This window comes from Fulverythrobacter fulvus (assembly GCF_037154085.1).
Classification (GTDB): domain Bacteria; phylum Pseudomonadota; class Alphaproteobacteria; order Sphingomonadales; family Sphingomonadaceae; genus Andeanibacterium; species Andeanibacterium fulvum.
Map to the genome: position 1 here is coordinate 669,743 of NZ_JBANRM010000001.1, position 24,841 is coordinate 694,583.

Sequence of the window (24,841 nt, forward strand, 5' to 3'; positions counted from 1 at the left end):
GCCTTTCCTACATGGGGCGCCGGCGTTACGGTCCACGCCATGCCTCACACTCGTAAAGCCAGCTGCCAATGCGGTGCGCTTACCGCCAAGGTCGCCGCCGAAGCACAACCGATGACTGTCCTGTGCCACTGCCGCGACTGCCAGCGTCGCAGCGGTTCGCCCTTCGGGATCATCGCCTATTTCCCCACAGAGACCGTGACGATTTCCGGACAGGCCCGCGAATTCACCCGGCCGACCGATGAAGGTAACAGCTTCACCGGGGGCTTCTGCCTGCAATGCGGCAGTACGGTTTACGCCAGGGCGAGCAAATATCCCGCGATTCTCGGCGTGCCCGTGGGGGCATTCGCCGATCCCGATTTCCCTAGTCCCGCCCGCTCGGTCTATGAACAGACCCGACATGGCTGGGTACACTTGCCGCACGGCATGCCCCAGCACCTGCGCGGAAGGGAGAGCTGACGATGGAAGCTGCACCGTTTCTGATGTTCCAGGGACAGGCACGCGATGCGCTGACGGCATATCGCGCGACCTTCCCCGATTTCGAGGAAGTGCTGCTGCAGGAACATCCTGCAGGCCCGATGGGCGGACAGATCGCCATGGCGCGCATCCGCGTGGGCGGGCTGGAGATCATGCTCAACGACAGCCCGCCGATCCATGATTTCACTTTCACGCCGTCCAGCTCGATCTTCATCACCTGCGACAGCGAGGACCAACTCCGCCTGCTGGCGGAGCGACTGGGCGATGGCGGGGCATTCCTGATGCCAGTCGATTCCTATGGCTTCAGCGCGCTCTTCTGCTGGGTTGCCGATCGTTTCGGTGTAAGCTGGCAACTCAACCTTCCATAGGCCTTACTCATGCTCCAGATTCACCAGTTCCCGTGCCTGAATGACAATTACGGCTATCTGCTGCACGATCCGGCCAGCGGAGAGACGGCCTGCATCGATACGCCCGATGCGCACGTCTATCTGCGTGAAGCCGCGGCAAAGGGCTGGACCATCACCCAGATCTGGAACACGCACTGGCATGCCGATCATGCGGGCGGGAACGAGGCGATCAAGGCCGCCACGGGCTGCACCATCACTGCTCCAGCAGGCGACGCGACGAAGATCGCCGGTGTTGACCGGACCGTCGGCCAGGACGACACAGTGAGCCTGGGCGATTTCACCGCTGAAGTGATCGACGTAGGCGGGCATACGATGGGCCATGTCGCCTATTATCTGCCGCGCGCCGGGGTCGCCTTTGTCGGCGATTCGCTCTTCGCGCTGGGCTGCGGGCGCATGTTCGAAGGCAGTCCGCCCCAGTTCTGGGCCAGCCTCTCGCGCCTCAAGGCCCTGCCGGGCGAGACGAAGATCTATTGCGCGCATGAATATACGGCCTCGAACGCGAAATTCGCGCTCCATGCCGATCCCTATAATGCGGCGCTGGCCGATTATGCCCGCGAGGTGGAGGAAAAGCGCGCTGCCGGAAAGCCGACCGTGCCCACGGTGCTTTCGCGCGAGCTGGCCGCCAATCCGTTCCTCAGGGCCGATACGCCGGAAATGAAGGCGCGCTGGGGTGGGAACGAACCGGCCGAAACCTTCGCCGCGCTGAGGGCGGCGAAGGATTCGTTCTGACCGGAGGCCTTCGGCTCAATAAGCGGCGGTGAAGCGCGCCCGGCTGTGCCGGTGCTGTTCCAGCTCGTCGACCATGGCGATGGCATAGTCGGCAAAGCTGATCTTGCTCTCGCCATTGGCATCGCTGACCAGTTCGTCCCCACCGAGACGGAACGTGCCGAGGCGCGGGCCTTCGAAAATGATCATCGCGGGCGAGAAGAAGGTCCAGTCGATCTCCGTTTCCTTGCGGATGTCGTTCAGGAAATGGATTGCCGGCAGGACGAAGGGCTTGATGTTCTCCGGGAAATTCGGGGAATCGTAGAGCATCACCCCGTCCGGCCCATTCAGGCTCGCAGCACCGCCGGTGATGAGCAGGCGATTCACGCCCGCCTGCTTCACAGCGGACAGCAGGGTTTCGGCCGACACATCGAAATGGATCGCGCTGATCACAGCATCGGCGCCCTTGATGGTTTCGGCCAGCGCGGCAGGATCGGTTGCGTCGCCAGCCACTGCGGTCACGCCCTCACCCGCGGCAATCGCCTCCGGCTTGCGAGCCACGGCCAGCACGGTGTGCCCGCGCGAGACCAGCTCTTTGACGATTTCCGAACCCGCGCGCCCGCTGGCGCCAAGAACCGCTACATGCATCGTTTCATCTCCCAAGAATCTCTCGAGCACGGTCACTGCCTCAGGTGCGTGCTCCGCCGCAAGCCGTATCGCGCACATACGAAAACCCCCGCACGAGGCGGGGGCTAACGTTCCGATACGCAAGGCGCGGGATCAGAGCCCGGTGATCGCCTTGTCGACCAGAGCCTTGTCCGCCTCGGCATTGTGGCCCTTGGCGATCAGGCCACGGGCAGCCGTGGTGGCAGCATTTGCAGCACGGGCGCGAAGCTCGTCCACAGCACCGCGCTGGGCAGCGGAGATCTTGTCTTCGGCCATCTGCTTGCGCCGCTTGATCACGGCCTCGGTATCGGCCTCGGCCTTGGCGACGATTGCCTCGGCCTCGTGCCTGGCGTGATCGAGCATGGCCGCCGCGTCCTTTTCGGCGCTGGCGATCTTGGCGGCATATTCCTTGCGCAGGCCTTCCGCCTCGGCACGCAGGGCCTTCGCCTCGTCAAGCTGCTTGCGGATCTCGGCGATCTTCTTGTCGAGACCGCCGGTGATCACGCCCGGAACCTTCTTCCACACCAGGATGAGGATGAAGACCAGCATGGACAGGCCGACCCAGCCCGCCGGGGCAATGCCCAGCGCGCTCGGTTCAGCGTGATGCTCTTCACCAGCGGGCACTTCGGTCGTTTCGACGAGGTGCTCGTTATGGTTCATCTCGAGCTCGGGGCCCGTGGGAGCAGCGGTCTCAGCCATGGTTCAGCGCTTCCTTCACGGCGGACTTTGCAGCCGCGGCAGTCACCTTCACACCCGCAATGCGAGAGACGATGTCCTGCGCCGCTTCGGCGGCCACGCCTTCGATCTCGGTCAGCGCGGCAGAGCGCGCTTCGTCGATCGCTGCGTCGGCTTCGGCAATCTTCTTGTCGAGCCGGCCCTGCGCGGCGGCGAGCTTCTTTTCGGAAGCAGCCGCTGCGTCGGCCTTGGCCTTGGCAATGAGAGCCTGAGCCTGGGCGCGATTGGCGTTTTCACGCTCCCGCCAGGCAAGCTCTTCCTCGTCGGCCTTGGCGCGCGCTTCTTCAGCGGCGGCAAGATCGCTTGCGATCTGCGTGTCACGCAGCGTCACAGTGTCCATCACCCTGGGCACCATGCCGCGCCCGATCACGAAGAAGACGAGCCCGAAGATGACCAGCAACCAGAAGACCTGGCTGGAGTAGGTTTCAGCGAGCTGTGCTATCTGTGGCATCGATCAGATCCGATGGTCAGCGCGTCAACACACCCGGCCCGGCCGGAGAACGTCCGGCCGGCACACAGGCAAATGGCATTCGTCAGGCGACGAAGATCAGGATCATCGCCACGACGAAGGCGAGCAGACCGAGAAGTTCCGCGGCCGCGAAGCCGATGAACAGACGGCCCTGCTGGCCGTCGGCAGCGCCCGGATTGCGCAGCGCGCTTTCGAGGAACGAGCCGAACACGTTACCCACGCCGATGGCAGCCATGCCGGCGCCGATAGCAGCGAGACCCGCACCGATCAGCTTTGCAGCCTGAGGATCCATTTGAAAACTCCTTTTCTTAGAATTCGGTCAGTTAGTTCAAGGTCTTAGTGAAGATTCTCGGCATCGTTGATGTAGAGCGAAGCCAACAGCGCGAAGACGTAGGCCTGAATACCGGCCACCAGGATCTCCAGCGCGCAGATCGCAATCATCAGGGCGAAGCTCAGGATCGCAACCACCGGACCGATACCGCTCGATGCAGCATTGATACCGTCGATCACGAAACTCGAAAGCACTTCCAGCAGCACGTGGCCGGCCATCATCGCAACGAACAGTCGCAGGCCGAGGCTGAAGGGGCGCACCAGGAAGCTGACCAGCTCGATCACGAAGATCATCGGGATCATCACGAGCGGCGTGCCGTGCGGCACGAACAGCGAGAAGAAGTGCAGCTTATGCTTCCAGAAGCCCACCACCAGCACGATCGCGAAGGACATCACCGCGAGAACGCCGGTCACCGTGAAGTGACTGGTGGACGTGAATGCATGAATCCCCACCAGACCCAGGGGCAGCGGAAGCAGGCCCAGCAGGTTGGCGAAGAGAATGAACATGAAGATCGAGAAGATATACGGAACGTACTTCTTCCCGGCCGGCCCGACATTGGCGGCCAGCAGGCTGTCGATGAAGCCCGTGAAGCTTTCCACAGCCATCTGCCAGCGGCCGGGCACGAGCTCGCGCTTCATGCCACCAGCCACGAAGATCCACAGCGCCACGGCGGCAATCGCCATCCACATCGCGCTGTTGGTGAAGGCAATGTTGTAACCCGCCAGCTCCCAGTTCTGCGTACCGAACAGAGGTTCGATCGCAAACTGGTGCATCGGGTCGACCTTGGCTTCTTCGCCTGCCACTCTACCGTCCCTGTGCCAATGAACGGCAGCGCCCCTCTTCCCCCAATTGCGGGTTCAGTCAGGACGCTGGTTCGAAATCCGAATAATGTTCCTGAAGGCAACGATGATCCCAAGGAACATCATCACCAACAGACCCCAGGGCGAAGTTCCCGCAAACCGGTCGATTACCCAACCGATCAGCGCCCCGCCACCGATCCCCCCCAGCAATTCCGCCAGCACCCGGTTGCCTGTGCGGTAATTCGCATCGGCACCCTGCACTTGCGGCTTGTTGCGCTGTTCTTCCCGCTCGCGTGCAGCCTTCAGCCGCTCATCGAGCGCGTCGATCCGCGCATCTTCACCGATGGGTTCCCGGGCAGTCTCGTCCTCGCTCATGCCGCCTTCCTAATCAGGAGATGCAACACAAGCAAATCCGCCCCTGCCAAGAGCGCCGCCCCCTTAGGCGGGGGGTATCCCCGAGTCAACCGCAAGCCGCGTCTCAATCGGGCATGAAAAAGGCCTTCCCGCATCATCCCTGCAGGAAGGCCTCTCAAGTGTCGGAATTCCGCCGTTTACGGGCAGCGGCTGTCACGCACTGGCGCTTCGCCTGCCGAACGGGTTTTCCAAGTGCCGTCGGGCGCCTGGTATTTTTCGCCCGCCGCCGTGTCGCGGATGTTCTTGCAGCCCGCGCCGAAGGCGAATTCCTCCACCGACACGCCCGCGCCCTGCGCACCCTGCGTGTAAACCGCCTTGCGCTTGATATTGAGGTCCTTGACCAGCTTGTCGACATCGGCCGGAACGGAACCGACCGTGCCCAGATAGCCATCCATCTTCTCGCCCACCTGACCGCTGGTCCGCGCGGCCTGATAGGCCGGATCGCGCTGCGCGGCGGCAGGAGCGGCAACGAGGGCCAGCGCGGCCAGAGCCGCTGCGGCGTGGAAGAGAGTGTGAGCCTGTTTCTTCATGGTATCGCGTGCCACCTTCAGAAAATTCCCTGGTTCTGCTCGATCGTATCCTGCACCTGGTTCTCGATCTTGTAGAGAACCTCCTGCTTGATGTTGATGTTGAGCTCGATCACGATTTTGTCCTCCGGGGCCTTGATCGTGATGCAGCCCCCCAGGACAATCAGCCCCGGAACCAGCACCAGCAACTTCGCCCCTCCGGCAAGTCCCATACGAAATATCTCCATGGGCGCCTTATGCGCCGGGCATTCCGGGGAGGTCAATTTCGGGGACTTCATGGCACTGGCTCACTTTCTGGGTGCTGAATGCCGGATTCATCATCCGGAAGGTCTTCCACCCCCGGCGTGGGAGGCTTGAGGGTCGGGTTCTGGATTATGTTGCCATTGGCATCGATCAGGCCCAGGTCGCGCGGGTTACGGGTCAGGGCCGGATCGTACATCGACTTGAAGCTGCCGATCAGCTGATAGAACGGCGCGTGGATGTTCACGTTGAAACGGATCGGCAGCTTGGCCAGCTGCTTCGTGAGGATATTCTGCGAGGTTCCCGCCCCCTGGCGGATGCCGTCGAAGCGGACCTGAGTAACGATCTCGCCGGTGAGCGAACCGTTCAACGCGATGTCCATCTGCTTGTAATCGAGCGATTTGAGCGCATCGAACGCGTAATTGGCGATCGGGTTCATGTTCTCATAGGTCAGCTTGCCGACATAAGAGACATTCCCGCCCGGCGGGCGCGAAGTGAGCGAACCTCCCTCGATCCGGCCGCCGTTCTCGTCGAACACCAGCGGCACCCTGCCATCGAAAGTACCGGTGGCGGAGATATTGGCCAGTTCCATCCGCTCGATAAACTGCGCGGCGTCCACGCCTTCGAGCTGGATGGCAAAGCGCCGCTCTTCTGCCTGGGCCATGCGGATGACCGCCGGTTCCAGCACGAGCGCGCCGCCGATGAACGGCCAGCGCCCGCCATGGATCGCCATGGTCTGGTTCTCGCGAATCTCATAGCGCAGCTCGCCGCTCTCCACCTCGATGCCGGGGTTGAAGGAGCGAATCTGCAGGCGCTGGTTCGGCGCCGTGACCATGCCAAGCAGGTCGGTGAACTCGATCGTCCCCGAAACGCCCTGCACCGGACCGAAGGCGGCGGCGAAGTCGAAACTGTCAGTCGAGAACTTGCCGGTGCTGGTCACCTTGTCCCGCGTCCAGTCGATCCGGCCCGTGCCGGTGATCGTGCCGTTCGCATTGGCGATGAGGCCCAGCGCAAGGCCGGTCAGCGTATCGGGCTGCATGCCCTGATCGAACAGGATACCCGGAACGTCGAGATCGGCATGGCCAACGCCGCTCGAGAGGTCATGGACGATATTGGCCGCCGTCACTTCGCGGTCGCTCTTCGGTTCGCGCATCACGGCCTTGGCCGTGATGCTGTTGTCCACCAGCGAAAGCGTGGCATCCCGCGCAACGAGCGGCTCGAACCGGCCCGGCGCCTGCCGGTCGACCAAGCGGAAGGCCCCCTCGCTGAGGTCCAGACGGCCATCGGCGAAGCGCCATTTACCCGAGGCTTCGAGCAAATCGAGCGGCACGGCGAAGAGCTTCGCATCGGTGCCGGAGAAACTGCCCTCGATCTCGTCCGCGATCCGCGCGTCAATCCGGGTCAGGCGGAACCGCGTGGGTGCATCTGCCGCGCCCATCGTCACGTCGACATTGTTCGCCACCAGCGTACCGGGCCAGGCAAAACCAACCGCGCCCGACTGGAGCCGCAGCGGCGTCTCGCCCAGCCTGCCCGCCAGATCGAGCGATGGGACACCCGCCGCAACCCTGAACCCTCCGGGACCGCTGCGTAGAATCGCACTGCCGGTGGGCGGACAGAGCTGGAGCGTGCGCCCTTCAAGCGTGAGGCTGGCGAGCGACAGGCTGTCGAAACCGATCGTCGTGCAGCCGCGCCACACCGCAAGCCCCTGGGCGCCGGACCAGTTGCCGTTGAATCGCACTACAAGCCCCTGTGCCGAACCGCCGGGAATGGCCCCGCTCGCCAGCGCCCGGCCGGAAAAGGCCAATGCCCCGTCCGCGCCCTGTGCCACGGTCAGTTCCGGCAGTTCGAGGCTTCCGCCCCCTGCCGCATAGAGCGCCATGCGCATCCTGAGTTCGGCCGCGCCGCGCCCGCCACTGCTTTCCATGCGGCCACTGATCTGTGGCAGTCCCGTGCCGCCGGTCATGAAATTGCCGGAAAAGCGCGGAGCTGTGCCCTTCCCGTCGCTCGCGATCTGGAAGCGCGACAGCGCCAGCAGAATCGATCCGCTCGAGCCGCGAACCCGCGCCTGCGGCATGACGAGGCTGAGCATGTCACCGGTCTTGCGCAGGGTCATTTCAGCGGCGAGATCGCTGCCCCGCCCTTCCCGCGCCAGTGCGCCGCGCATCTGGGCGAGCATCGGGCCGAGCAAGGTTCCTTCGGCCGCCTTCGCCGCGTCGCCCAGCGCCTTGTCCAGCGCGGCGCCGGGACGCAGGCCTGTGCCTTCGAGATTGGCCTGCACTTCGACGCGTTCCCCCGCCTCACGCGTGCGGGCCGAGCCTTCGAGCGCCAGCGAATCGAGCGCCAGTTGCGGCGTGCGCAGGGCGCCGAAGCCCAGTTCATAATCCGCCGTCAGCGCATTCTTGCGCCAGGTGAAGCGGCTCGTCCCATCGAGGCCGTCGAGCCGGTTCTCGCCCAGCGCGAAGCTCTTGCCCGCCAGCGCCGCCTTGCCCTCGACCCCGTCCAGCGTGCGGTCGATCCTTGTATCGAGCCTGACCGCCAGATCGCGCAGCCCCGCCCCGTTATCCGGGCAATCGAGCGCCCCCAGCCGCAAGGGGCCGGAAAAACCGGGCCGCTCCGCATCCATGGTGACCTTGCCGTAGAGAGTGGCGCCGGTTGCCGTGCAGCCTTCCACTGCTAGCTTGGGCGCATTGGCAGCCAGTATGCCCGCAAAGCCGCTGCGCAAATTGCCCTCGCCCTGCGCCTTGAAGCCGACCGGGCCGTAATCGCTTTCCAGCAGCGCCCTGCCATCGACCAGTTCCAGATTGAGGTCCGGAAAGCTGAACGGTTCGGTCGATTTCTGATCGAACAGCAGCGGGTCCAGCGCACCGAAGCTCAATTTGCCCGCACGGTAGCTGCCATAAAGGCGCGGGCGCACGACCCGCACCTTGCCCAGTTCCAGGAAGGGGAAGCGCGGCTCCAGCGTGACTTCCACTCGCTCGATTGTCAGGTCCGGGCGCCCCGGATCGCCTACGACGATATCGGTAATGACCTGCTGCTGCGGGCCGATCGATTCGATCTTGTAAGTGGCCTTGACCCCCAGCTTCTCGAGCTGGCTGGTAATGATGTCTTCCGCCAGCCGTTCGCGTGAGGTCCACACGACAATGCCCGCCGTGGCGAGCAATATCGCCACCACGCCCGCAATGCGCCGTCCGGTCCTGCGGCGACGCGGAGCGGCGGGTGCCTCGGCCTCTTCGCCCGGTTCCTCGTTCTGCTCCGCCATCGTCCCTACACTTGCGCGCAAGCACGGCTAAAGGCAATGCACTGCACGCGGGATGAACGCCCTCGAAGGGGATTTGGCGCTTGGCCGGGGACAGCGACAGCAACACCGATTCGGCCGGGCATCGCGCCCGCCTGCGCCAGCGCCTGCTGGAAGGCGGGGACGATGCGCTGGCCGATCATGAGGTGATCGAATATCTGCTGATGACGGCCCGCCCGCGGATCGACACCAAGCCAATCGCGAAATCGCTCATCCGACGATTCGGCTCGCTCGCCGCAGTACTCAATGCCGATGCCAGAGTGCTGGCCGATCATCCCCAGATGGGAGAAACATCCGCTGCGGCGCTGAAAGTTGTGGCTCTGGCAGCCCGCCGCCTCGCCAAACAGCAAGTGCGCGAAAAGCCTGTACTGGGAAGCTGGCAGGCCCTGATCGACTATCTGCGTATCGACATGGCGCATCTGACGGTGGAGCGCGTGCGCGTGCTCTACCTCAACACCCAGAACATGCTGATCCTTGACGAGCATGTGGGCGACGGTTCGATCGACGAGGCGGCGATCCACCCCCGCGAAGTGATCCGCCGCGCGCTGGATATAGGCGCCACCGCGCTGATCCTGGTCCACAACCACCCGTCGGGCTCGCCCGAACCCAGCCGCGCCGACATCCAGATCACTAACCGCATCGCCGAAGCCGGGCGGCTATTGGGGATCGTGGTGCACGATCACATCGTCATCGGGCGCGAGGGGCACGTCTCGCTCAAGGCCAAGGGGCTGATCTGAGCCCGGATCAGTTCCCCGGCGCCTCGATGCCATAACGGGCATAGGTCGCTTTCAGACTGGGATCGAGCCGCAGTGCCATATCCACATCCTTCGTCCCGTCCTTGTCGCCGAGCTTTGCGCGAACGATGCCGCGCATGAACAGCGAATTGGCGAGGCCCGGCTCACTGCTGAGCGCGGCATTGAGGTCGGTCAGCGCCTCTTCCATCCGGCCGAGGCGGAAATAGGCCATGGCGCGGCTGTCGAGCACCGGGGGCGACCAGCCGCCCCCTTCAACCGCCCGAGTGCACTGCGCCAGCATCGCATCCTCGCGCACTTGCCACACGCTCATGTGCCAGCACAGATTGTTGAGCACTTCCGGATCGCCCGGGCGCTCCACCAGCAGCCTGTCGAGCAATTGCAGGCCCTGTTCCGCCTTGCCGGACATGCCCAGCAGATTGGCCTTCACGACAATTGCAGCGAAACGGTCCTCGAAATCGTCTTCATAGGTTTCGACGAGATCGAGCGCTTCCCCGACATCGCCGATCTCGGCCATGGCCTGAGCCTCAGCCAGCGCGTTTTGAGGCGTGGGATCGATTTCGAAGGCCTTACGCACTGCCTCGAGCGATTCGTCGAGCTTGCCGAGCCGTGCCAGCAGGTCGGCCCGGCTGAACCATGACGCAGAAGTGGGCTCCAGCGCGATAGCCTCGTCCACATCCTCCAGCGCGCCCTGCCAGTCGAGAATACCGCTGCGGAAGGCCGCGCGGTCCAGATAGGGCTGCGCTGCGTCCGGGTCTTTCGCGATGAGCGCCGCATAGGCATCCTCGATCGGGGCAAGCCTTGCCCGGTCCTGCGGCGTGACTTCCCATTGCCGCTTCGCCGTTTCCGGCGCGCGCAGGCTGAGTTTGCCTGCAGCAAAGCGGGCAGCCTTGGCCTTTTCCGCCGTGACATCGGCAGGGGCCACTTCCATCAGCCTTGAGACGACTTCCTCTTTTACCGTGAGCGTGCCCTTGTCGAGCAGTGCCTCGCGCTTGACGCGGGTTCCGGCAATCTCGGTATCCACGATCTCGCGCCCGCGCACTTCATAGCCCACACCCCCTTCGGGGAGGACCAGCTTCAATTTGGTGCTGAAGCCATAGGGGCCAGCCATTTGCACCGGAATATCGCGCCATGCCTTGCGTGCACGGTCTGGCGCGAAGGCGAAATCGCTGGACGGCATGGCAGGCAGATATTCGCGCGCGATCCCGCGCTCGAAAGTCCACATCGGCTGAGTAATGCCGGAAGCGGTGATTACCGCGTGAGCGGTATCCTCGTCATAGCTCAACGAATATTCGAGCATGCTGCCATTGCCGATCAGCTTGTCCATAAAGCTGTCGACGAAAGTGCTCTGATAAGTCGCATCCGGCTGAGCGACGAGCGAACGGATCATGGCGCCAAGCGCGCCGGTCATCTCGACCCGCACGGAATAGAGCGAAGGCAGATCCACCCCCGCAGACTGGTCCAGCGTCAGTTCCAGCGTCCGGTCAGGCGCGGCCAGCGGACGCTGGACCATTTCCACCAGATCGGAACCTTGCGCGTTGATCGGCAGGGCATAGCGGAAAGGCGGCACCTCCCCGATATTGGAGAGCCTGGTGCCGGAAGCGGTGCCGTCCAGCCAGTAATCCTCGCCGCCGATAGTGGCGCGCACGATCATATGGTCGAAGTCGGCGGGCATGGGCAGCAGATCGGGCGCAGCGTCTCCCGAAGTGCTGTGCACAACCACGACATCCGCCGAAATGCCCATCCGGCGCAACATGGCCAGCAGCAGCAGTGACTTGGCCTTGCAGTCACCATAGCGCAGTTGCCATGTCTCTTCCGGCTTTTGCGGCAGATAATTCCCGCCATCGAGCCCGTTGGCGAGGTAGCTCACATCGTCCTGCACGATGCGCAGGGCAGCAGCGGCGCGGGCCAGCGGATCGCGCGTGGTCTTCATGATCGCATCGGTCTTAGCCGCGATCTCGCCCTTGGGATCGATTGAGCCTTCAGTGGCGAAATGAGGCGCCAGCGTTTTCGAAACGTCCTGCCAGCCGGAGAAACTGCCCACCTGCAGCAAGGGCGTGCGACGGAACCGCAAGGGCGCGTCGGCCGGCATTTCATCCATTTCGGCCAGCGGCAGATCGATCTCGAGAACCTTGTATCCGCCCTGCTCCACCGGCTGCACATCCTCCGCGCCGGGCCCGGCCCGCCACTGGACATCCGCGCCATCCGGCCAGGACACGCGCACCCGGCTATGTCCGATCTGGAGAGGAGCGACCGGCAGGCTGTCGATGGACTGGACCTTGTTGCCCAGCGCCTGATCCGCCTGCACGGTGGTGTAGGCCACGCGCAGCACATCGCCCACCCGCAGGCCGGGCACGGCCAGAGTGGCGGTCAACAGCCCGTTGATCGAGCGCTGTTCCAGCTGAGCCTCGCGCCGCAGCACAGTGAAGCGCGCGCCTTGCGCCAGCACGTCCACCACTTCCCCGCCGCGCAGGATTTCCACGCGATTGATGATAATGTCACCCTTGTCGGGAATCCACGAGGCGGAAAGCGTGCCCGCACTGGCAAGCGAATCGGGGCTGTCGAGGCGGAAGGCAATGTCGCGGTAATCCCACACCTTCGCGCCATCGAGCCGCTTCTGGACATCCGCCAGCAGCACGGCAGGGCCGGACGTCAGGTCCTTGTCGGCAAGTGCGATCGGTTCCACCCAGTCGGGCGCGGGCTGATAGAGCGGGTTTTCCCCCGCCAGCACGGGGGCCGCGCTGCACAACAGAACCGTAACCAGGCCGAACCGGCTCGCGCGTGTCATATATTCTCCCCGTTTCGCCCCGCAGGACGTTTCGGGTGTGATTCTGGCAGAGCGCCCGCCGCTCCGCAATCGCAAGCTGGGCCGCTTCGGCGATGCTCTGTTACAGACCCTGACCCTTGCCAAATTCGGGCACTACGCCTAGCCGCCCGGGCAAGACGTCAATATCAAGCCCGGAGTTGTCCATGGTCCCCCGCTACGCCCGCCCCGCAATGGTCGCGATCTGGGAGCCGGAAGCGAAGTTCCGCATCTGGTTCGAAATCGAAGCTCATGCGACCGAGAAGCTGGGCGAGCTGGGCGTTGTGCCCAAGAGCGCGGCCAAGGCGCTGTGGGACTGGTGGGCGACCAATCCGGTGATCGACGTGGCGGCGATCGATGCCATCGAAGCCGTTACCAAGCATGACGTGATCGCCTTCCTCACCTGGGTGGCCGAACAGGTCGACGCTGCAGGTTATGTGGGCGAAGCCCGCTTCATGCATCAGGGTATGACCAGCTCCGACGTGCTGGACACCACGCTGGCAGTGCAGCTTGCCCGCGCTTCCGACCTGCTGCTGGCCGATCTCGACGAATTGCTCGCCGCGCTCAAGCGCCGCGCTGAAGAACACAAATATACGCCCACCATCGGCCGCAGCCACGGCATCCATGCCGAGCCGACCACTTTCGGCCTCAAGCTGGCCCAGGCCTATGCCGAGTTCGACCGTTGCCGCGCCCGTCTGGTCGCCGCGCGTGAGGAAATTGCCACTTGCGCCATTTCCGGCGCGGTCGGCACCTTCGCCAATATCGATCCGTCGGTGGAAGAGCATGTCGCCGCGAAGCTCGGCCTCAAGCCCGAAACGATCTCCACTCAGGTGATCCCACGTGACCGGCACGCCATGTTCTTCTCCGTGCTGGCGGTGATCGCCAGCTCGATCGAGCGCCTCGCCGTGGAAATCCGCCATCTGCAGCGCACCGAAGTGCTGGAAGCGGAAGAATATTTCTCGCCCGGCCAGAAGGGCTCCAGCGCCATGCCGCACAAGCGCAATCCGGTGCTGACCGAAAACCTCACCGGCCAGGCGCGCATGATCCGTTCCTATGCCATGCCGGCGCTGGAAAACGTCGCCCTGTGGCACGAACGCGACATCTCCCACTCCTCGGTGGAACGCTATATCGGCCCGGACGCCACCATCGCGCTCGATTTCTCGCTCGCCCGCCTTACCGGCGTTGTCGACAAGCTGCTGATCTATCCCGAGCGGATGCAGAAGAATCTCGACCGGATGGGCGGCCTCGTCCATTCGCAGCGCGTGCTGCTCGCCCTCACCCAGGCCGGGATCAGCCGCGAGGATGCCTATGCCCTTGTCCAGCGCAATGCGATGAAGGTGTGGGAATCGGACGGCGCTCTCTCGCTGCTCGAACTGCTCAAGGCCGATCCGCAGGTCGCCGCCGCGCTCACTCCGCAGCAGCTGGAGGAGAAATTCGACCTCGGCTATCACTTCGCGCAGGTGGACAGGCTGTTCGAACGCGTCTTCGGCTGAGCCTGAGGTTGCGCCTTCCCTTCGCGAGCGATCCCGCCTAGCCTCTCCCCAACCAAGGGTCGGGCGCAAAGCAAGGGATAGGAGACCGCGGACATGAACATCATCCGCACGATCATCTGGGTCGTGGTCGCGATCCTCCTGCTGGTCTTCACCGTCAACAACTGGAAAGTTGTCGAGGTGAAGATCTGGGAGGATATCCTGATCGAGACCAAACTGCCGGTGCTGGTGATCATCTCCTTCCTGGTAGGGTTCCTGCCGCTATGGCTGCTTCATCGCGGAACGCGCTGGCAGCTGCGTCGCCGGATCAGCTCGCTGGAAACCGCCGTTCGCAACGCGGTGACCGCCAATGCCCCGAAGGGCGACGATCCTGTCGATCCCATCGATCCGGCACCCGAAAATACCGGCCCCAAGCCGGAATGAACTGACGAGAGGCCCCCTTGAGCAACCCAGTCTACCTCGCACTCGACCTGCCGCAACTCGATGCCGCCAAGGCTCTGGCCGAGCGGGTGAAGGCCCATGTCGGCGGGCTCAAGCTGGGGCTGGAATTTTTTTGCGCGCATGGCCATCACGGCGTGCATGAACTGGCTCATCTGGGCCTGCCGATCTTCCTCGACCTCAAGCTGCATGACATCCCCAACACCGTGGCGGGCGCGATGCAGGCGATCCACATGCTGGAGCCGGCCATCGTCACGGTCCATGCCAGCGGCGGCCGGGCGATGATGGAAGATGCAAAGGCCGCGGCCGGCGAACATACGAAGGTGGTTGCCGTCACCATGCTCACCAGCCTCGACGAGAACGACCTGATGCGCACCGGCGTGTCCGGCACCCCGCACGATCAGGTGATGCGCCTTGCCGAACTGGCCGAGCGTGCCGGGCTCGACGGGATCGTCTGTTCCGGACAGGAAGTCGGCTCGGTCCACAAGCAATGGAAGGACGGCTTCTTCGTCGTCCCCGGCCTGCGCTTGCCCGACGGCAACAAGGGCGACCAGAAGCGCATCGTCACCCCGCGCCAGGCGCGCGACGATGGCGCCAGCGTGCTGGTGGTCGGCCGGCCGATCAGCCGCGCGGAAGATCCGGCGGAAGCCGCGCGGGCGATTGAGGCGACGCTTTAAGGCACTTGCATACGGCATCCTCACCGTCAGCTTCACTTGGGTTCAGTCGAACTGACAAGGCCGAAGCGAAGCTTGCTTGAGGCTACTCACCACCCCACTGCGTCATCCTGAACTTGTTTCAGGATCCATTCCTCCGGATTGAGGGCGGTCCGCAGGGCGCGATGGATGCTGAAACAAGTTCAGCATGACGAATGCGCGGGCATCCGACAGTCACGTCGACGAGGTCGTTTGGGACGAGCGGAGCTGGAAGCACTATCCGTGATGGGCGCCCGCCATTCATCCCCGCACCCTCAATTATAGATCAGCGCGTCCGAATTGATGTTGTAGCCCATCAGCTTCAGGCCCTCGCCCTCCTTCACGAAAGTGAAGGTCTCGATCCCGTCGCCTTTCTCGAAGCTGGTCTTGGTGTTGATCACCACGCTCGAGACGCCGTTGTTTGTGTTGGCCTGCCAGCCCGCCTGCTCGCTCGTCTTCACGGCACCCAGCTTGGTATGAATGGCCACGAGTAGCCGTTCGAAGTCCTTTTCAGACGTGACCTTGCGGAATTCGCTCGAGGTGGTGCGCCAGATCGCGGGATAATCCTGCCGGTCGTAATGGGCGTGGAAGCTCTCCACATCCTTGCCGGCCTGTTCCGTGTTTTCCTTCATACCGCAGGCCGCGGCCAGCAGTGCGAGCGACAGGGCAAACGCCAGACGCAATCTTGCAGCCATTCTCTCTTCCCCCCACCTGTGCAATAGGCGCTGCAAGAGTTCCAAAACGGGCCGAGAATGACAAGAGTTTCGATCAAGATATGTGGAATCACGAATCCGCAGACGCTGGAGGCGACGATCGCCGCGCGTGCGGATTACGTGGGGTTCAATTTCTACCCGCCCTCGCCGCGCTTTCTCCCGCTTGATCAGGCGGCAAAGCTGGGCGCGCTGGCAGGCAACAGCATCGCCAAGGTCGGCCTGTTTGTCGACGCGGACGATCATGCGATTGCCGAGGGGGGGGCCGCCGGAAAGATCGACATTCTCCAGCTCCACGGCGCCGAGACGCCAGACCGGGTGGCAGAGGTGAAGACCCGGTTCGGCTTGCCGGTATGGAAAGTGCTGCCAGTCGCCGCCGGGCGCGATGTCGGCATGGCCACGGCCTATCGCGACGTGGCGGACTTCATCCTGTTCGATGCCAAGACGCCCAAGGGTGCCCTGCCGGGCGGCATGGGGCTCGCCTTCGACTGGTCGCTGCTGGCGCTCTATCGCGGGCCTACGCCCTGGGGGCTGGCGGGCGGGCTCAACTCGCTCAATGTGGGCGAGGCGATCCGCACTACGCATACGACACTGGTCGACACCTCCTCAGGCGTGGAGAGCGCGCCGGGCGTGAAAGATGCGGAGAAGATCGCGGACTTCTGCAAGGCAGTGCGCGCGGCTTGAACTGAGCCCAAGCGCAGGTAATGTGCCTCCCCATTTCCTCTCCCCCTGCGGGAGAGGACAGAAGGCCCAAAGGAAAAGGGCGGCCCGTCTCCAGGCCGCCCTTCCCTTTATTCGAACCGGTTGAGCCGGATCAGAACTTCACGCCCACGCCGACGCCGACCGTGTCGGTATCAGTGAAGTCGCTGAAGTTGTGGCGGTAATAGACCTTGCCGTAGAGGCTCTTGCCGAACATCTGCTCGACGCCCGCGCCAAGGTGCGGGGTGTCTTCGCCGTCGCTGACGGTGTAGCCGCCATCGACATAGAGCTTGGTAGCTTCCGAAGCCTTCACGCCGAGGCGGCCGGTGAAGCCCACGCCGATATCGGCGCCGCCGACCAGAGCCTTGTCGGCGGACACTTCGACACCCGCGAAGGCGGTGCTGCCGAGGTCGAAATCGTAGCCCGCGGCAATGCCGGCGGTCGCTTCTTCATCGCCGCCGCCCCAGATCACGCCGCCACGCGCTTCGACGCGTGCTTCGTTGGCGAAAGCAGGCGAAGCCACAGCGGCAGAGGCTGCAACGGCAGCCAGGGTGAGAACAACACGACGCATAGGTAATCTCCTTCAATTCAGCCCCTCGCAAGGGACGAGCCGGTAGCTAGGAACCGCTTCCTGTCGCCCAAATGAACCCCGCGTTCAGATATTGCATCACCACATAATCATGTTGCCAATACGCAACATATTCGTTCATCTGAGCGCAATGTTCCGGCAGGTGCTTCCTCGACGCGAGACGTCCCCCAGGCCCGCCAAGCATGAAAAACACGCATGAAAAAAGGGGCAGCCCTTTCAGGCCGCCCCTCTCGAAAGCTTCGAAATCCCGTAGGGATCAGAAGGTCATGCCGATACCGAACAGCGCGGTTTCGTAAGTGCCGCCGTCCTTTTCAGCCATGATGTGGCGGAATTCGCCCTTGGCGTAGAAGTTGCCGGTGATGCCCTGCTGCAGGCCCAGGCCCACGTTCCAGGCGCCGACGCAGGCGTCGCACGGTTCGCTGTTCCAGCCACCGGCGACGTAGAACTTGCCGGTTTCGTTGGTCTTGAGGCCCAGACGGCCCGAAGCGCCGAAGGAAACCTTGGTGCCGTCCGTCAGGATCTTGTCGGCCGAAACTTCAGCGCCAGCGAAAGCGAGATCGCCGAGAGCGAGGTCATAGCCCGCGGCAACGCCGACGGTTGCATCGTCAAAGCCCTGGCCCCAGAAATAACCGGCGCGGCCTTCCACGCGGATTTCGTTGGCATTCGCTGCTTCATCCTGAGCGAAAGCGGGGGTAGCCAGAACGGCCGACGCCAGACCGAAAGCGGCGGCAAACGCAAACTTGTTCATTTTATTCTCCTTGCATCCTTCCGGCCGCTCTCTCTTGCGAAGCGATCCCGGAAAGGCGGCGCCCCCTTAATCCCGGCCTGTGCATGTGCAACATGACGAATGCTCCGCTGAGCAGAATGACCACAGGGGTGAAACAATATTGCAACACCGCTGTTGCACACTCACACCTGCCTGAAAGTGCAGACACCCCCGGAATGCGCCAAAGCGCTGGACTTGCGCATACCTCTCTGCCAATCGGCGCGGCGGATATGACAGACCTAGCCAACTCATTCCGCACCCAGCCCGACGAGCGCGGGCACTTCGGCCAGTTCGGCGGCCGCTACGTCGCCGAAACGCTGATGCCGCTCATCCTCGATCTGGAGAAGGAATATCGCGCGGCCAAGGCAGACCCTGCCTTCAAGGCCGAGTTCGACAATCTGATGGCCCATTATGTCGGCCGCCCCAGCCCGCTCTATTTCGCGGAACGGCTGACGGAGCACTTCGGCGGCGCACAGATCTGGTTCAAGCGCGAGGAACTGAATCACACCGGCGCGCACAAGATCAACAATTGCATCGGCCAGATCCTGCTCGCCATCCGCATGGGCAAGACGCGGATCATCGCGGAAACCGGCGCGGGCCAGCACGGCGTGGCTACTGCCACGGTCTGCGCGCGCTTCGGCCTGCCCTGCGTGATCTACATGGGCTCCACCGACGTGGCTCGCCAGCAGCCCAACGTGTTCCGCATGAAGCTGCTGGGCGCCGAAGTGGTGCCGGTGGAATCGGGCGCCAAGACGCTGAAGGATGCGATGAACGAGGCACTGCGCGACTGGGTCGCCAATGTGCATGACACGTTCTACATCATCGGCACTGCCGCTGGCCCGCATCCCTATCCGGAACTGGTCCGCGATTTCCAGAGCGTGATTGGCAAGGAGGCCCGCGCCCAGATGCTGGAGCGCACGGGCCGCCTGCCCGACCTGCTGCTGGCAGCCGTGGGCGGCGGATCGAATGCAATCGGCCTGTTCCACCCCTTCCTCGACGATGCCGATGTGGCGATGATCGGGGTCGAGGCAGGTGGTCACGGCGTGGACACGGACAAGCACGCCGCCAGCCTGACCGGTGGCGCGCCGGGCATCCTCCACGGCAACAAGACCTATCTGCTGCAGGACGAGGACGGCCAGATCATCGAGGCACACTCGATCAGTGCCGGGCTCGATTATCCGGGCATCGGACCGGAACATAGCTGGCTGCACGATATCGGCCGGGTGAAGTATCTCCCGATCAACGATGACGAGGCGCTGGAAGCGTTCCAGCTCTGCTGCAAGCTTGAGGGGATCATTCCTGCGCTGGAAAGCTCCCACGCGCTGGCGGCCCTGCCCAAGCTGGCCAAGGAATATGGCAAGGACCAGATCATCCTGGTCAATGTCTCCGGCCGGGGCGACAAGGACATCTACACCGTGGCCGATGCGCTGGGGGCCAAGATATGAGCCGCTTTGCAACCGCATTCGGAAAGGGCCGCCCTGCCCTCGTCTGCTTCATCACTGCCGGTGATGGCGACACCGCCGCCAATCTCGATGCGCTGGTCGCAGGCGGGGCGGACGTGATCGAACTGGGCATGCCCTTTACCGATCCCATGGCCGATGGCCCGGCAATTCAGGCTGCGAACCTGCGTTCGCTGGCCAAGGGCACGACCACGGCGGATGTTCTCGCCCTCGCCGCGGGCTTCCGTGCGCGCCATCCCGAAGTGCCGCTGGTCCTGATGGGCTATGCCAATCCGATGATCCATCGCGGCGCGGACTGGTTCGCCGCCGAGGCTGCCAAGGCAGGCGTGGACGGCGTGATCTGCGTCGACATTCCGCCTGAGGAAGATGCAGAACTTGGCCCGCAATTGCGCGGCGCAGGCCTCAACATGATCCGCCTTGCCACGCCCACCACCGATGCAGCGCGCCTTCCGGCCGTGCTCGAAGGGTCGGGCGGGTTCCTCTATTACGTCTCTGTCGCCGGGATAACCGGCAAGCAGCAGGCGGCGCTCGATTCCATCGAGCAGGCCGTGGCAAGGCTCAAGGCCTCCACCGATTTGCCTGTGGCGGTCGGTTTCGGCGTGCGCACGCCCGAACAGGCCGAGGCGATTGCCCGCGTGGCCGATGGCGTCGTGGTCGGCTCTGCCTTCATCGATATCGTCGCGGCCCATGGCGAAGAAGCCGCCGCGCCGCTCAAGGAACTGACCGCCGCCCTTGCCAAGGCGGTCCATAATGCACGAGAAACAGTCGCATGAGCTGGCTTTCCCGCGTTCGCAACGCGCTGCCCTTCGGGAACAAGCGCGAATCACCCGACAATCTGTGGGTGAAGTGCCCCGGTTGCGGGGAAATGCTGTTCACTCAGGAATATGAGGCGAACCTCAGCGTCTGTCCGCGTTGCGGCCACCATGGCCGTATCGGCGCCGATGCCCGCCTGGCGCAGATTCTGGACGAGGGTTTCAAGCTGCTGCCCGCGCCCAAGGTGAAGGAAGACCCGCTGAAGTTCCGGGATTCCAAGCGCTATACCGATCGCCTCAAGGCCGCCCGTGCCAATTCCCCCCATGCCGATGCCTTCACTGCCGCTTCCGGCAAGATCGACGGGCGCAAGGCCGTGGTGGGCGTACAGGATTTCGGCTTCATGGGCGGTTCCATGGGCATGGCCGTGGGCGCAGCCTTCTGTGCCGGTGCCGAGAAGGCTCTGGCAGAGAAATGCGCCTATGTGGTCGTCACTGCCGCAGGCGGCGCGCGGATGCAGGAAGGCATTCTCAGCCTGATGCAGATGCCCAAGGCCACCGTCATGACCCGCCGCCTCAAGGAAGCGGGCCTGCCCTATATCGTGGTGCTGGCCGATCCGACCACGGGCGGCGTTACCGCCAGCTACGCGATGCTGGGCGATATCCACATTGCCGAACCCGGCGCGCTGATCGCCTTTGCGGGCCAGCGTGTGATTCAGGAAACGATCCGCGAAAAGCTGCCCGAAGGGTTCCAGCGCGCGGAATATCTGCACGAACACGGCATGGTGGACATGGTGGTGGAGCGCAAGGACCTGCGCGCCACGCTGGCCACGCTGCTCGATTACCTGGCCCCGGCCAAGGCCGCCTGAGCCACTTCGCAGGACATAGCTGATGCGCGATTTCGCCACCTCGGACGATCCTGAGGTCCAGCGCGAGCTTGACCGGCTCGCCGCTCTCACGCTGCCGCAGGGCCGCTTCGGCCTGGAGACGATCCGCGAGATATTGAAGCGCATCGGCGATCCGCAGAAGCACTTGCCGCCGACGTTCCACGTCGCGGGCACCAATGGCAAGGGTTCCACCTGCACCTATCTGCGCTTCATGCTGGAGGCGCAGGGGCTGACGGTCCACACCGCCACCAAGCCGCATCTGGTGCGCTATAACGAACGCATCCGGCTGGCCGGCAAGCTGATCGAGGACAAGCTGCTCGCCTCGCTGCTCAAGGAAGTGCTGGACGCCAGCGAAGACCTTGGCCCGAGCTTCTTCGAAGTGACGACCGCCGCCACTTTCCTCGCCTTCGCGCGCATCCCGGCGGATGTCTGCGTGATCGAGGTCGGCCTTGGCGGCCGGTTCGACGCCACCAATGTGCTGGAAAACCCGGTCGCCTGCGGCATCGCCTCGCTGGGGATCGACCATGAGGCTTTCCTGCTGCGCGAAGATCCCGGCGCACCGGCCCATCCGCTGGCCCGCATCGCCTTCGAGAAGGCGCATATCGCCCGCGCGGGCGCGCCGCTCGTCACCATGTCCTACCCGCCCGAGGCGACCGCGCAGGTCATCCGCCTCGCCAAGGAAGCGCGCACCAGCGTGGCCATGCGCGGCCAGGAATGGACCGTGCATGTGGACGACAAGCTGCATTATCGCGATGCCGCCGGCGATCTGGAACTGCCCCTGCCCACGCTCTACGGCAAGCATCAGGGCGAAAATGCCGCACTGGCCGTGGCCATGCTGCGCCACCAGAGCATAGTGGCGGTAACGCCCGAGGCCATGGCTCAAGGCATCGTCAATGCCCGCTGGCCCGCCCGGCTGCAGGCATTGCGCGCAGGGCCGATCACGGCGCTGGTTCCCGGCGCGGAATTCATCCTCGATGGCGGGCACAACCCCGATGCGGCGCAGGCGATTTCGCGCGCGCTGGCGGGCCGCAGCGGCCTCGCCCTCGTCATGGGCATGATGGCCAACCGGCCCATCACCGAATTCCTGGAGCCGATCGCCCCGATGATCGCCCAGATCCGCACCGTGCCGATCACCGGCCACGATTGCCACAGCCCGGAAGACATCGCCGCCGCCGCCAAGGCGCTCGGCATCGCCGACGCTGCCCCTGCCCTGACGGTGCAGGAAGCGCTGGCCAGCTTCACCCCCGGTGCGCACACCGTGCTGATCGCCGGTTCGCTCTATCTGGCGGGCGTGGTGCTGGAAGCGAATGAGGAAGTGCCGGACTGAGGTTTGGCGCTCGCCGCGCGAGCGATTTCAGCGAGGCCGTTCTTTTCGCGCAGAGACGCAGAGAGCGCAGCGAACTCGCGCCCACTTCTATTGTCGTCATTCCCGCGCAGGCGGGAACCCAGCAGCTACGGTCGAACCGGATTCCCGCCTGCACGAGAATGACGAGGGGGTGGACATGACCCACCCGCTTCGCGTTCTCTGCGGTCTTTGCGCGAACCCTTCTCTCTTTCCTGCGCCTCAGCTCAGAAAGTCTTCTCCACCGGCTCTTCCTCGCCCGCACTGCCCATGGCGGCGTCCACCAGCCCGGTACGGCTCATCCACCAGAACAGCACGATGCCCGGCACAGCCGCCACGGTGGTGACGAGGTAGAAGTTCACGTAACCGAAATTCTCGATCATCGCACCCGCCGTGGTGCCGGTCAGGAAGCGGCCCACCACGCTCGCGCTTGCACTGATCAGCGCATATTGGGCCGCCGTGAAGCGCAGGTCGCACAGGGCCGAGAAATAGGCCACGACCACCACGCCGCCATAGCCGCTGGCGATATTCTCGAACCCGATGGCCGCGGCCATGCCGATGTTGGAATGGCCCGCAGCCGCCAGTGCGGCAAAGCTGAGATTGGAAACGGCCATCAGCACCAGCGCCACCAGCACCGAACGCTTGAGGCCCATTTTCGCATAGGCCACGCCGCCGATGAAGACGCCGATCAGATAGGCCCAGAAACCCACGCCCACATCGTACAGCGCAATCTCGTCATTGCTGAATGCCAGATCGTCGAACAGCAGGCGGAAGGTCAGGTTCGCCAGCGTGTCGCCGATCTTGTGGACGAGGATGAACAGCAGCACCAGCAAGGCGCCCTTGCGCTGGAAGAATTCGGCAAAGGGCCCGGCAATGGAATGCCACACATCGGCCACGCCGCGCCGTTCGATGGTCACCTTGCGCCGCTCAGGCTCGCCAAGGATCAACGCGGTCAGCACTGCCGGGAGCACCAGCGCCGCACAGGCGATATAGGCGGCGGACCAGCCCATGCGCGCCGCCACGACCAGCGCCAGCGCGCCCGCCCCGGCAGAGCCGATGCGCCAGCCATACTGGCTCATGCCCGAGCCGGTGCCGAGCTGGTAGGGCTTCAGCGTCTCGATCCGATAGGCGTCGATCACGATGTCGAAGGTCGCGCCCGCAATGCCCACCAGCACCGCGCTGGTGGCCATCCACACGATATCGGCCTTGGGATCGGCCAGGGCGAGGTTCACCACGGCCGCCGCCACGAAGGCCCCGCACACGATCATCCAGGAAACGCGCTGCCCCAGCCGACCCAGAATGGGCAGCCGCACGCCGTCCGGAATCCAGGCCCAGAACACCTTGAGGTTGTAGACCAGGAAGGCCAGCGTGAAGGCCGTAACGGTGGATTTGTCGATCCCGTCCTGCGCCAGCCGCGTGGTCAGCGTCGCGGCGATCATCGCATAGGGAAAGCCCGAGGAAATGCCGAGGAAGAAGGCCGCCAGCGATTCCTTCTCCAGATAGGGCTTGATCGAGCCCCACAGGCTGCGCCGTTCCATTGTTGCAGCTTGTTCCATCGCGTCGGCCATGCCGTCTCCCTTGGTTTGAGAGCGTGAAACTAGCGTGGCACTTGGGGAAAGAAAGAGCGGCATCCACAAGATCGCACATGCACATGGATGGGCCGGTCGCGCAGCCCGGCAGGATGCTTATCCCGATGGGTTAATCGCCGATCAGGAGATCATGCCGACACTGCCGCCCCGCGCCGCCTCCCCCTTGCTTCCCCCCTCGCTTGCCCGCCCCTCGGTCCGCCAGCGCCAAATGTTAACAAAGCCGCAATCTGTGTAACCATCCGTTAAGAGTTTCCCTGCATCCATGGACTCCTAAGGCATTGGTAAATTGTCATAAATTAGCAAATTGTCACAAACCGACAAATGCCGATCCCTGGGGGGGAACGATGATCCGGAAAGGCGATCCGGAAAAAAGGGGCAAAACTTGTGTTAGGGGCATTCTTATGCCGTTCGCTCGGGCACCGGGTTAACCGGCGCCGTGTGTGGAACGATGGAATAGACTTTCGTACTTCGTGCCATCGCTGTGGCACCGAACTGATCCGCGATCTGGATCAATGGCGGGAATATGATCCTGCCCGGCACGACAATCCGGGCCGCCTCCCCCATCCGCGCGCCCGCGATCCCGGCTGAGGCCTCGCAAAGCATTTTCCTACTGCGTCCGAATATGCGAATGCGCGAAGGCAATGTTCGCAATATCCGGCCTCGTCCCCTTCACCGGCTGCGCCTTGCCGCGCGGCGGGAATGAACGTACCTTCTCGCGCAGCAGGGACCAGCAGGCAAAAGGTCACACCCTGCGTCGAGAATTGTCGCTCAATACATTGTTATTTTGCGATTATTCCGAAATATTTGCGGAG

Annotated in this window: 26 protein-coding genes; 12 read left to right on the forward strand and 14 right to left on the reverse strand. The window is 63.8% G+C overall.

What is annotated here, in order from left to right; translation table 11 throughout:
- The first annotated feature begins 39 nt into the window (after nt 1-39).
- From WFP36_RS03180 to gloB, 3 genes are read left to right on the forward strand one after another with little or no spacing between them, the layout of a single operon-like run.
- Nucleotides 40-456 (forward strand): GFA family protein, encoded by a 417-nt coding sequence (locus WFP36_RS03180; RefSeq protein WP_336977778.1) that lies wholly within the window; start codon nt 40-42, stop codon nt 454-456.
- Between the two features lie 2 nt (nt 457-458).
- Entirely contained in the window at nt 459-842 is a 384-nt protein-coding gene (locus WFP36_RS03185; RefSeq protein ID WP_336977779.1) for a VOC family protein, read from the forward strand.
- A gap of 9 nt (nt 843-851) precedes the next feature.
- Nucleotides 852-1,610 carry a hydroxyacylglutathione hydrolase gene (gene gloB, locus WFP36_RS03190; RefSeq protein WP_336977781.1) on the forward strand — a complete coding sequence of 253 codons (759 nt, stop codon included), beginning with the start codon at nt 852-854 and terminating at the stop codon, nt 1,608-1,610.
- Between the two features lie 15 nt (nt 1,611-1,625).
- Here gloB and WFP36_RS03195 read toward each other — a convergent pair whose 3' ends face one another.
- The 9 genes from WFP36_RS03195 to WFP36_RS03235 all read right to left on the reverse strand — a co-directional run bounded on the left by WFP36_RS03195 (nt 1,626) and on the right by WFP36_RS03235 (nt 9,027).
- Entirely contained in the window at nt 1,626-2,234 is a 609-nt protein-coding gene (locus WFP36_RS03195) for an NAD(P)-dependent oxidoreductase (RefSeq protein ID WP_336977782.1), read from the reverse strand.
- A gap of 132 nt (nt 2,235-2,366) precedes the next feature.
- The gene (locus WFP36_RS03200) at nt 2,367-2,912 is read right to left on the reverse strand and encodes a F0F1 ATP synthase subunit B family protein (RefSeq protein ID WP_336978691.1); all 546 of its coding nucleotides are present in this window, start codon (nt 2,910-2,912) and stop codon (nt 2,367-2,369) included.
- Between the two features lie 31 nt (nt 2,913-2,943).
- Nucleotides 2,944-3,438 (reverse strand): F0F1 ATP synthase subunit B family protein, encoded by a 495-nt coding sequence (locus WFP36_RS03205; RefSeq protein WP_336977784.1) that lies wholly within the window; start codon nt 3,436-3,438, stop codon nt 2,944-2,946.
- Nucleotides 3,439-3,520: 82 nt separating this feature from the next.
- Nucleotides 3,521-3,748, reverse strand: coding sequence for a F0F1 ATP synthase subunit C (locus WFP36_RS03210; RefSeq protein WP_054530138.1), 228 nt, complete (start codon nt 3,746-3,748; stop codon nt 3,521-3,523).
- 44 nt (nt 3,749-3,792) lie between these two features.
- Complete coding sequence (locus WFP36_RS03215) at nt 3,793-4,590, reverse strand: F0F1 ATP synthase subunit A (RefSeq protein ID WP_336977787.1); 798 nt, start codon at nt 4,588-4,590, stop codon at nt 3,793-3,795.
- A 54-nt stretch (nt 4,591-4,644) separates the two neighbouring features.
- Nucleotides 4,645-4,962 (reverse strand): AtpZ/AtpI family protein, encoded by a 318-nt coding sequence (locus tag WFP36_RS03220; protein ID WP_336977789.1) that lies wholly within the window; start codon nt 4,960-4,962, stop codon nt 4,645-4,647.
- Between the two features lie 176 nt (nt 4,963-5,138).
- The gene (locus tag WFP36_RS03225; protein WP_419716609.1) at nt 5,139-5,546 is read right to left on the reverse strand and encodes a YdbL family probable chaperone protein; all 408 of its coding nucleotides are present in this window, start codon (nt 5,544-5,546) and stop codon (nt 5,139-5,141) included.
- Between the two features lie 2 nt (nt 5,547-5,548).
- Nucleotides 5,549-5,755: a YnbE family lipoprotein gene (locus WFP36_RS03230; RefSeq protein ID WP_336977791.1), complete on the reverse strand. Its 207-nt coding sequence runs from the start codon at nt 5,753-5,755 to the stop codon at nt 5,549-5,551.
- A 47-nt stretch (nt 5,756-5,802) separates the two neighbouring features.
- Entirely contained in the window at nt 5,803-9,027 is a 3,225-nt protein-coding gene (locus WFP36_RS03235; protein ID WP_336977793.1) for an intermembrane phospholipid transport YdbH family protein, read from the reverse strand.
- Between the two features lie 80 nt (nt 9,028-9,107).
- On the opposite strand from WFP36_RS03235, the gene radC reads away from it, so the two are divergent.
- Nucleotides 9,108-9,800, forward strand: a complete 693-nt coding sequence (gene radC / locus WFP36_RS03240; protein ID WP_336977795.1) for a RadC family protein — start codon at nt 9,108-9,110, stop codon at nt 9,798-9,800.
- A 7-nt stretch (nt 9,801-9,807) separates the two neighbouring features.
- Here the strand turns inward: radC and WFP36_RS03245 are convergent, their stop codons facing one another.
- Nucleotides 9,808-12,603, reverse strand: a complete 2,796-nt coding sequence (locus tag WFP36_RS03245; protein WP_336977797.1) for a DUF3857 domain-containing protein — start codon at nt 12,601-12,603, stop codon at nt 9,808-9,810.
- A gap of 182 nt (nt 12,604-12,785) precedes the next feature.
- On the opposite strand from WFP36_RS03245, the gene purB reads away from it, so the two are divergent.
- The 3 genes from purB to pyrF all read left to right on the forward strand — a co-directional run bounded on the left by purB (nt 12,786) and on the right by pyrF (nt 15,223).
- The gene (purB, locus tag WFP36_RS03250; protein WP_336977798.1) at nt 12,786-14,111 is read left to right on the forward strand and encodes an adenylosuccinate lyase; all 1,326 of its coding nucleotides are present in this window, start codon (nt 12,786-12,788) and stop codon (nt 14,109-14,111) included.
- A gap of 93 nt (nt 14,112-14,204) precedes the next feature.
- Nucleotides 14,205-14,531 carry a LapA family protein gene (locus WFP36_RS03255; RefSeq protein WP_336977800.1) on the forward strand — a complete coding sequence of 109 codons (327 nt, stop codon included), beginning with the start codon at nt 14,205-14,207 and terminating at the stop codon, nt 14,529-14,531.
- 17 nt (nt 14,532-14,548) lie between these two features.
- On the forward strand, nt 14,549-15,223 hold the full coding sequence (pyrF, locus tag WFP36_RS03260; protein WP_336977802.1) for an orotidine-5'-phosphate decarboxylase: 675 nt from the start codon (nt 14,549-14,551) through the stop codon (nt 15,221-15,223).
- A 290-nt stretch (nt 15,224-15,513) separates the two neighbouring features.
- Here the strand turns inward: pyrF and WFP36_RS03265 are convergent, their stop codons facing one another.
- Nucleotides 15,514-15,933, reverse strand: coding sequence for a DUF4019 domain-containing protein (locus tag WFP36_RS03265; RefSeq protein ID WP_336977804.1), 420 nt, complete (start codon nt 15,931-15,933; stop codon nt 15,514-15,516).
- Nucleotides 15,934-15,990: 57 nt separating this feature from the next.
- On the opposite strand from WFP36_RS03265, the gene WFP36_RS03270 reads away from it, so the two are divergent.
- Nucleotides 15,991-16,632, forward strand: coding sequence for a phosphoribosylanthranilate isomerase (locus WFP36_RS03270; RefSeq protein ID WP_336977806.1), 642 nt, complete (start codon nt 15,991-15,993; stop codon nt 16,630-16,632).
- 130 nt (nt 16,633-16,762) lie between these two features.
- On the opposite strand, the gene WFP36_RS03275 is transcribed toward WFP36_RS03270, so the two are convergent.
- Both WFP36_RS03275 and WFP36_RS03280 read right to left on the reverse strand, forming a co-directional pair.
- On the reverse strand, nt 16,763-17,218 hold the full coding sequence (locus tag WFP36_RS03275) for an outer membrane protein (RefSeq protein ID WP_336977807.1): 456 nt from the start codon (nt 17,216-17,218) through the stop codon (nt 16,763-16,765).
- Between the two features lie 274 nt (nt 17,219-17,492).
- Complete coding sequence (locus WFP36_RS03280; protein WP_336977809.1) at nt 17,493-17,984, reverse strand: hypothetical protein; 492 nt, start codon at nt 17,982-17,984, stop codon at nt 17,493-17,495.
- A 248-nt stretch (nt 17,985-18,232) separates the two neighbouring features.
- Here WFP36_RS03280 and trpB point away from each other — a divergent pair, with 248 nt between their 5' ends.
- Genes trpB through WFP36_RS03300 form a run of 4 tightly spaced genes read left to right on the forward strand, consistent with a single transcriptional unit; the run spans nt 18,233 to nt 22,425 of the window.
- Nucleotides 18,233-19,447, forward strand: coding sequence for a tryptophan synthase subunit beta (gene trpB / locus WFP36_RS03285; RefSeq protein WP_336977810.1), 1,215 nt, complete (start codon nt 18,233-18,235; stop codon nt 19,445-19,447).
- Nucleotides 19,444-20,235 carry a tryptophan synthase subunit alpha gene (gene trpA, locus WFP36_RS03290; RefSeq protein WP_336977812.1) on the forward strand — a complete coding sequence of 264 codons (792 nt, stop codon included), beginning with the start codon at nt 19,444-19,446 and terminating at the stop codon, nt 20,233-20,235. Before trpB ends, trpA begins: the two co-directional genes overlap by 4 nt.
- Nucleotides 20,232-21,080 (forward strand): acetyl-CoA carboxylase, carboxyltransferase subunit beta, encoded by an 849-nt coding sequence (accD, locus tag WFP36_RS03295; protein ID WP_336977814.1) that lies wholly within the window; start codon nt 20,232-20,234, stop codon nt 21,078-21,080. Before trpA ends, accD begins: the two co-directional genes overlap by 4 nt.
- A gap of 22 nt (nt 21,081-21,102) precedes the next feature.
- Nucleotides 21,103-22,425 carry a bifunctional folylpolyglutamate synthase/dihydrofolate synthase gene (locus WFP36_RS03300; protein WP_336977816.1) on the forward strand — a complete coding sequence of 441 codons (1,323 nt, stop codon included), beginning with the start codon at nt 21,103-21,105 and terminating at the stop codon, nt 22,423-22,425.
- Between the two features lie 242 nt (nt 22,426-22,667).
- Here the strand turns inward: WFP36_RS03300 and WFP36_RS03305 are convergent, their stop codons facing one another.
- Entirely contained in the window at nt 22,668-24,008 is a 1,341-nt protein-coding gene (locus WFP36_RS03305; RefSeq protein ID WP_336977817.1) for an AmpG family muropeptide MFS transporter, read from the reverse strand.
- Nucleotides 24,009-24,841: the final 833 nt, after the last annotated feature.

Bases quoted from the DNA above. Each gene is read 5' to 3' on its own strand.
- WFP36_RS03180 (WP_336977778.1), top strand. From the start codon at position 40: ATGCCTCACACTCGTAAAGCCAGCTGCCAATGCGGTGCGCTTACCGCC.
- WFP36_RS03185 (WP_336977779.1), top strand. From the start codon at position 459: ATGGAAGCTGCACCGTTTCTGATGTTCCAGGGACAGGCACGCGATGCG.
- gloB (WP_336977781.1), top strand. From the start codon at position 852: ATGCTCCAGATTCACCAGTTCCCGTGCCTGAATGACAATTACGGCTAT.
- WFP36_RS03195 (WP_336977782.1), bottom strand. From the start codon at position 2,234: ATGCATGTAGCGGTTCTTGGCGCCAGCGGGCGCGCGGGTTCGGAAATC.
- WFP36_RS03200 (WP_336978691.1), bottom strand. From the start codon at position 2,912: ATGAACCATAACGAGCACCTCGTCGAAACGACCGAAGTGCCCGCTGGT.
- WFP36_RS03205 (WP_336977784.1), bottom strand. From the start codon at position 3,438: ATGCCACAGATAGCACAGCTCGCTGAAACCTACTCCAGCCAGGTCTTC.
- WFP36_RS03210 (WP_054530138.1), bottom strand. From the start codon at position 3,748: ATGGATCCTCAGGCTGCAAAGCTGATCGGTGCGGGTCTCGCTGCTATC.
- WFP36_RS03220 (WP_336977789.1), bottom strand. From the start codon at position 4,962: ATGAGCGAGGACGAGACTGCCCGGGAACCCATCGGTGAAGATGCGCGG.
- WFP36_RS03230 (WP_336977791.1), bottom strand. From the start codon at position 5,755: ATGGAGATATTTCGTATGGGACTTGCCGGAGGGGCGAAGTTGCTGGTG.
- WFP36_RS03235 (WP_336977793.1), bottom strand. From the start codon at position 9,027: ATGGCGGAGCAGAACGAGGAACCGGGCGAAGAGGCCGAGGCACCCGCC.
- WFP36_RS03245 (WP_336977797.1), bottom strand. From the start codon at position 12,603: ATGACACGCGCGAGCCGGTTCGGCCTGGTTACGGTTCTGTTGTGCAGC.
- purB (WP_336977798.1), top strand. From the start codon at position 12,786: ATGGTCCCCCGCTACGCCCGCCCCGCAATGGTCGCGATCTGGGAGCCG.
- WFP36_RS03255 (WP_336977800.1), top strand. From the start codon at position 14,205: ATGAACATCATCCGCACGATCATCTGGGTCGTGGTCGCGATCCTCCTG.
- WFP36_RS03265 (WP_336977804.1), bottom strand. From the start codon at position 15,933: ATGGCTGCAAGATTGCGTCTGGCGTTTGCCCTGTCGCTCGCACTGCTG.
- WFP36_RS03270 (WP_336977806.1), top strand. From the start codon at position 15,991: ATGACAAGAGTTTCGATCAAGATATGTGGAATCACGAATCCGCAGACG.
- WFP36_RS03275 (WP_336977807.1), bottom strand. From the start codon at position 17,218: ATGCGTCGTGTTGTTCTCACCCTGGCTGCCGTTGCAGCCTCTGCCGCT.
- WFP36_RS03280 (WP_336977809.1), bottom strand. From the start codon at position 17,984: ATGAACAAGTTTGCGTTTGCCGCCGCTTTCGGTCTGGCGTCGGCCGTT.
- trpB (WP_336977810.1), top strand. From the start codon at position 18,233: ATGACAGACCTAGCCAACTCATTCCGCACCCAGCCCGACGAGCGCGGG.
- trpA (WP_336977812.1), top strand. From the start codon at position 19,444: ATGAGCCGCTTTGCAACCGCATTCGGAAAGGGCCGCCCTGCCCTCGTC.
- accD (WP_336977814.1), top strand. From the start codon at position 20,232: ATGAGCTGGCTTTCCCGCGTTCGCAACGCGCTGCCCTTCGGGAACAAG.
- WFP36_RS03300 (WP_336977816.1), top strand. From the start codon at position 21,103: ATGCGCGATTTCGCCACCTCGGACGATCCTGAGGTCCAGCGCGAGCTT.
- WFP36_RS03305 (WP_336977817.1), bottom strand. From the start codon at position 24,008: ATGGCCGACGCGATGGAACAAGCTGCAACAATGGAACGGCGCAGCCTG.